This is a genomic window from Rhizobium sp. TBD182 (assembly GCF_001950375.1).
GTDB lineage: Bacteria > Pseudomonadota > Alphaproteobacteria > Rhizobiales > Rhizobiaceae > Agrobacterium > Agrobacterium tumefaciens.
On record NZ_BDLN01000008.1, the window covers coordinates 224,611 to 229,729 of the forward strand.

4 protein-coding genes are annotated in these 5,119 nt (G+C 59.3%); all 4 read left to right on the forward strand.

Translation table 11 applies throughout. From position 1 onward, the window contains the following. Window positions 1–305: M20/M25/M40 family metallo-hydrolase (locus tag T18_RS27810; RefSeq protein ID WP_323455245.1), on the forward strand; the 305-nt coding region annotated here is incomplete at its 5' end. 48 nt (window positions 306–353) lie between these two features. Next, on the forward strand, window positions 354–2,204 hold the full coding sequence (locus T18_RS21310) for an ABC transporter ATP-binding protein (RefSeq protein ID WP_003518082.1): 1,851 nt from the start codon (window positions 354–356) through the stop codon (window positions 2,202–2,204). A gap of 261 nt (window positions 2,205–2,465) precedes the next feature. Beyond that, window positions 2,466–3,419: a sugar-binding transcriptional regulator gene (locus tag T18_RS21315; protein ID WP_038494970.1), complete on the forward strand. Its 954-nt coding sequence runs from the start codon at window positions 2,466–2,468 to the stop codon at window positions 3,417–3,419. 143 nt (window positions 3,420–3,562) lie between these two features. Beyond that, the gene (locus T18_RS21320; protein ID WP_003518078.1) at window positions 3,563–4,876 is read left to right on the forward strand and encodes an ABC transporter substrate-binding protein; all 1,314 of its coding nucleotides are present in this window, start codon (window positions 3,563–3,565) and stop codon (window positions 4,874–4,876) included. The last annotated feature ends 243 nt before the right edge of the window (window positions 4,877–5,119 follow it).

The window sequence follows — 5,119 nt, forward strand, 5'->3', positions numbered from 1 at the left end:
CGACGGCGGAGGTGAGATACGATCGCGGTTATCCCGTCACCTTCAACCACAATGACGAAACCGAATTCGCAACCAGCGTGGCGGCAGGTGTGGCAGGCGCAAACGCCGTCAACACCAATCCCAACCCGCATATGGGCGCGGAAGATTTTTCCTACATGCTGGAAGCACGCCCCGGCGCCTTCATCTTCATCGGTAACGGCGACACGGCCGGGCTGCACAATGCCGCCTATGACTTCAATGACGAGGCCCTGCCTTACGGCATCAGCTACTGGGTCTCGATGGCCGAAACCGCGCTTGCTGCGTAAGACATCCGGCGGCCTTCATGGCCGCCTTTCGCTTTTCAGGAGATCGGCATGCTTTTGGCGGCAACATCCATGGAACAGACCGGCGGTTCGGTAAGTCCGGTTCTTTCGGTTCAAAATCTGACCACGTCCTTCCGCGTTGATGGCGGCTGGAAATCGGTGGTCCGCAATATGAGTTTCGACATTGCGCCCCGCGAGACGGTGGCGATCGTTGGCGAGAGCGGCTCGGGCAAAAGCGTGACGTCGCTGTCGATCATGCGGCTTCTCGATAAGAAAACGAGCCGCATCGAGGGTAAGGTCATGCTCGGCGGGCGCGATTTGCTGGCACTTCCGGAAGAGGAGATGCGCAAGGTTCGCGGCAAGGACATTTCGATGATCTTCCAGGAGCCGATGACCAGCCTCAATCCGATCTTCCCGATCGGCAAGCAGATCGCCGAAGCGCTGACCGTGCACCAGGATATTTCCTCATCTGCTGCCAAGGCCGAGGTTGTCAGGCTTCTGGAAAAAGTCCGCATTCCCAATGCGAAGAACCGTTTCGACGACTATCCGCACCAGTTTTCCGGCGGCATGCGCCAGCGCGTGATGATTGCTATGGCGCTTGCCTCCAAGCCGAAGCTCCTGATTGCAGACGAGCCGACGACGGCGCTCGACGTGACCATTCAGGGCCAGATTCTCGACCTTATCAAGCAATTGCAGGAAGAGGAGGGCATGTCGGTCCTGTTCATCACCCATGATATGGGCGTGGTGGCGGAAGTGGCGGACCGCACCATCGTCATGTTCCGCGGCGACGTGGTGGAAACCGGCACGACGGACGATATCTTCCATCGCGGGAACCATCCCTATACGCGCGCCCTGCTTTCGGCGGTGCCGAAGCTCGGTTCGATGAAAGAGCGGGTGCTGCCCGCCCGCTTTCCGATCATCGATATCAAGACCGGCGAAAGCCAACCGGTCGAAGAGGTCAGGAACACGGTTTCCGGTGGTCGCACGCCCATTCTTTCGGTCCGGGACCTGACGACCCGCTTCGATATCCGCTCCGGTCTTCTCGGCCGCAAGTCCGGTGCCGTGCATGCGGTGGAGAAGGTCTCTTTCGATCTGGCTGAGGGCGAGACACTATCGCTGGTCGGTGAATCCGGCTGCGGCAAGTCCACCACGGGGCGGTCGATCACCCGGCTGATCGAGCCGACCTCCGGTAACGTGACGCTCGACGGTTACGAGGTGATGAAACTCGACAAGACGACGTTGCGCACCATGCGCCGCAGCGTGCAGATGATCTTTCAGGACCCCTTCGCCAGTCTCGATCCGCGCATGAGCATCGGCACGGCGATCATGGAGCCCTTCATCGAACACCGGCTTGGACCGAAGGCGCAGGCGCGTGAAAAGGCGGCGGACCTGATGGAGAAGGTTGGCCTCAGCCCGGATATGATGCGGCGCTTCCCGCATGAGTTTTCCGGCGGCCAGCGCCAGCGCATCGCCATTGCCCGTTCGCTGATGCTTGACCCCAAGGTCATCGTTGCCGATGAAGCGGTGTCGGCGCTCGATGTCTCCATCAAGGCGCAGGTCTGTAACCTGCTGCTCGATCTGCAACAGAGCCTCAACCTCGCCTTCCTGTTCATTTCCCACGATATGGCTGTGGTGGAGCGTGTCAGCCATCGTGTCGCGGTGATGTATCTCGGCGAGATCGTCGAAATCGGCCCACGCGCCGCCGTCTTCGATAATCCGCAGCACCCCTATACGAAAAAGCTGATGTCCGCCGTTCCGGTGCCGGATCCGGCCCGGCGCCAGATCAGGCGCAACATGGCAACTGACGAGATCAAAAGCCCGATCCGTCCTGTGAACTATGTTCCGCCGCAACGCCATTACCGCGAGGTTTCGGAAGGGCATCTGGTGCAGGAAGCGGCTTGATATAGAGAAAACTGCGCAGGGATAGGTTCCTCTGTGTTCACGACGTCATCCTCGGTCTTGTGCCGAGGATCTGCCAATGTCTCGTAAATCGGTGCATTGCAGATGCTCGCGACAGGCCCGAGCATGACGGAGGAAATGTTTTGCATCTTCTTCAGAGGTGCCCGGTGCCGCCAAACGCTTCGCTCAGTCGCTGCGCCGTTTGACAGGCGGCCTGAAAAAATGCCAGCAAATGCTCGAGCATAATTCTTAGAGGGCGGCGGCATGGCCAGACGGAACGACGCACATGGACGGCTGGATGATGCGGCGCGTGCTGGCTGGCTTTATTATGTCGCGGGCCGCACGCAGGACGAGATTGCTGCTGCCATGGGCATATCCCGGCAATCGGCGCAGCGGCTGGTATCGCTGGCCGTCGCCGAGCGGCTGATCAAGGTCCGGCTCGATCACCCCATCGCCGCCTGTATCGAAAAGGCGGAGCGGCTGAAGCAGAAATTCGACCTTAGATATATCGAGGTGGTGCCGAGCGATCCCGCTGGCGTTTCCTCCACGGTCGGCATTGCCGAGGCCGGCGCGGCGGAAATCGAGCGCTGGCTGAAAAATGCCGATCCCATCGTGCTTGCCATCGGCACCGGCCGTACGCTGAAGGCGGCTGTGGACCAACTGCCGCCGATGGAATGTCCGCAGCACCGCATCGTGTCACTGACAGGCAATATCGGGCCGGATGGATCGGCCGCCTATTACAACGTCATCTTCAGTATGGCCGATGCCATCAAGGCGCGGCATTTCCCGATGCCGCTGCCGGTTCTCTGCTCGTCTGCGGAAGAGCGGGAACTGCTGCACGACCAGTCCATGGTGCGCTCCACGCTGGCGCTGGGTGCAGCCGCCAATGTCACCTTCGTCGGCGTCGGCGAACTGGGAGAAAATGCACCGCTCTGCGTTGATGGTTTTCTCGGTGTCGACGAGATGAAGGCCCTGATGGCAAGCGGTGCGATCGGCGAAATCTGCGGCTGGATGTATGATGCCAACGGCCGCATTCTCGACCATTCCGTCAACGAGCGCGTCGCCTCCGTTCCCATTCCGTCCAGAGAGACCTGCACGGTCATCGGCATGGCGCAGGGCGCGCGCAAGAATGCCTCGATTCTCGCGGCACTGAGGGGTGGTCTTTTGAACGGCCTCATCACCGACGAAGCGACAAGTGAATATTTGCTCACACACTGAGCAAAAATTAATCCATTAAAATCAATAGTTTGATTTTTCCATGTGCGCCGCAGCACAGGATGTTGCTTGACTTTTTTCGGCTGCGGGTGAGTAAATGCCCCAGAGCAAAGCGAATGCTCATAAATTTCTTCTGGGAGGAAGATATGACATTGAAGACCATTTTGCTGGGCGCATGCTCGGCACTCGCCTTTTCGACCCTTGCTTCCGCCGAAACGCTGACCATCGCCACCGTCAACAACGGCGACATGATCCGCATGCAGGGTCTGACCTCCGACTTCACCACCAAGAACCCCGACATCAAGGTGGAATGGGTCACGCTTGAAGAAAACGTCCTGCGCGAGCGCGTGACGACCGATATCGCCACCAATGGCGGTCAGTACGACATCATGACCATCGGCAACTATGAAGTGCCGATCTGGGCCAAGCAGGGCTGGCTGCTGCCGCTCGAAAAGCTTGGCGACAAATACGACGTGGATGATATTCTGCCGGCGATCCGTGGTGGTCTTTCCAGCGAAGGCAAGCTTTATGCGGCGCCGTTCTACGGCGAATCCGCCATGATCATGTATCGCAAGGACCTGTTTGAAAAAGCCGGCCTGAAGATGCCTGAAAACCCGACCTGGGAATTCATCGGTGACGCTGCCCGCAAGATTACCGATCGCAAGGCGGATATCAACGGCATGTGCCTGCGCGGCAAGGCTGGCTGGGGCGAGAACATGGCCTTCATCAGCGCGCTCACCAACTCCTTTGGCGGCCGCTGGTTCGATGAGAACTGGAAGCCGCAGTTCGATCAGCCGGAATGGAAGAGTGCTCTTCAGTTCTACGTCGATCTGATGAAGGATGCCGGTCCGTCGGGTGCTTCCTCCAACGGCTTCAACGAAAACCTGACGCTGTTCCAGCAGGGCAAATGCGGCATGTGGATCGATGCCACGGTGGCTGCTTCCTTCGTTTCAAACCCGAAGGATTCGACCGTTGCCGACAAGGTCGGTTATGCGCTCTTCCCGACGCATGGCGAACTGAAGAACCACGGCAACTGGTTGTGGTCATGGAACCTTGCTATCCCGAAGAGCTCGCAGAAGGCGGATGCCGCCGAGAAGTTCATCTCCTGGGCAACCAGCAAGGAATATACCCAACTCGTCGCTGCCAAGGAAGGCTGGGCAAACGTGCCTCCGGGTACCCGCACCTCGCTTTACAAGAATGCTGACTATGAAAAAGCAGCCGCCTTCGCCAAGCCGACGCTTGCTGCGATGGATGCCGCCGACATCACCAAACCGACCGTAAAGCCCGTGCCTTACACCGGCGGTCAGTTCGTGGCGATCCCTGAATTCCAGGCGCTCGGAACCACGGTCGGTCAGCTGTTCTCGGCGGTCGTTGCCGGCCAGTCCAGTGTCGACGATGCGCTTGCCAGCGCCCAGTCGACAGCGACGCGTGAAATGACCCGCGCCGGTTACATCAAGTAATCCTCCTGAAGATCGCTGTCCGGCGCCAATGCCGGGCAGCGAACCTTGGGGGCGCAAGCCGCGAGCTGCGCGGCGGCCTTTAAGCCTTTCAAATCAAAACTGGAATGAGCCGGTTCTTCCGGATATGCCGGGGGCATTTCGTGATGCCCGAGCCCATGGGGAGGTTAGTGCAATGGCAACACGAAACACGAGCGGTCTGGCGCGGGTTATGCTTGCGCCTTCGGTGCTGCTTTTGCTGGTGTG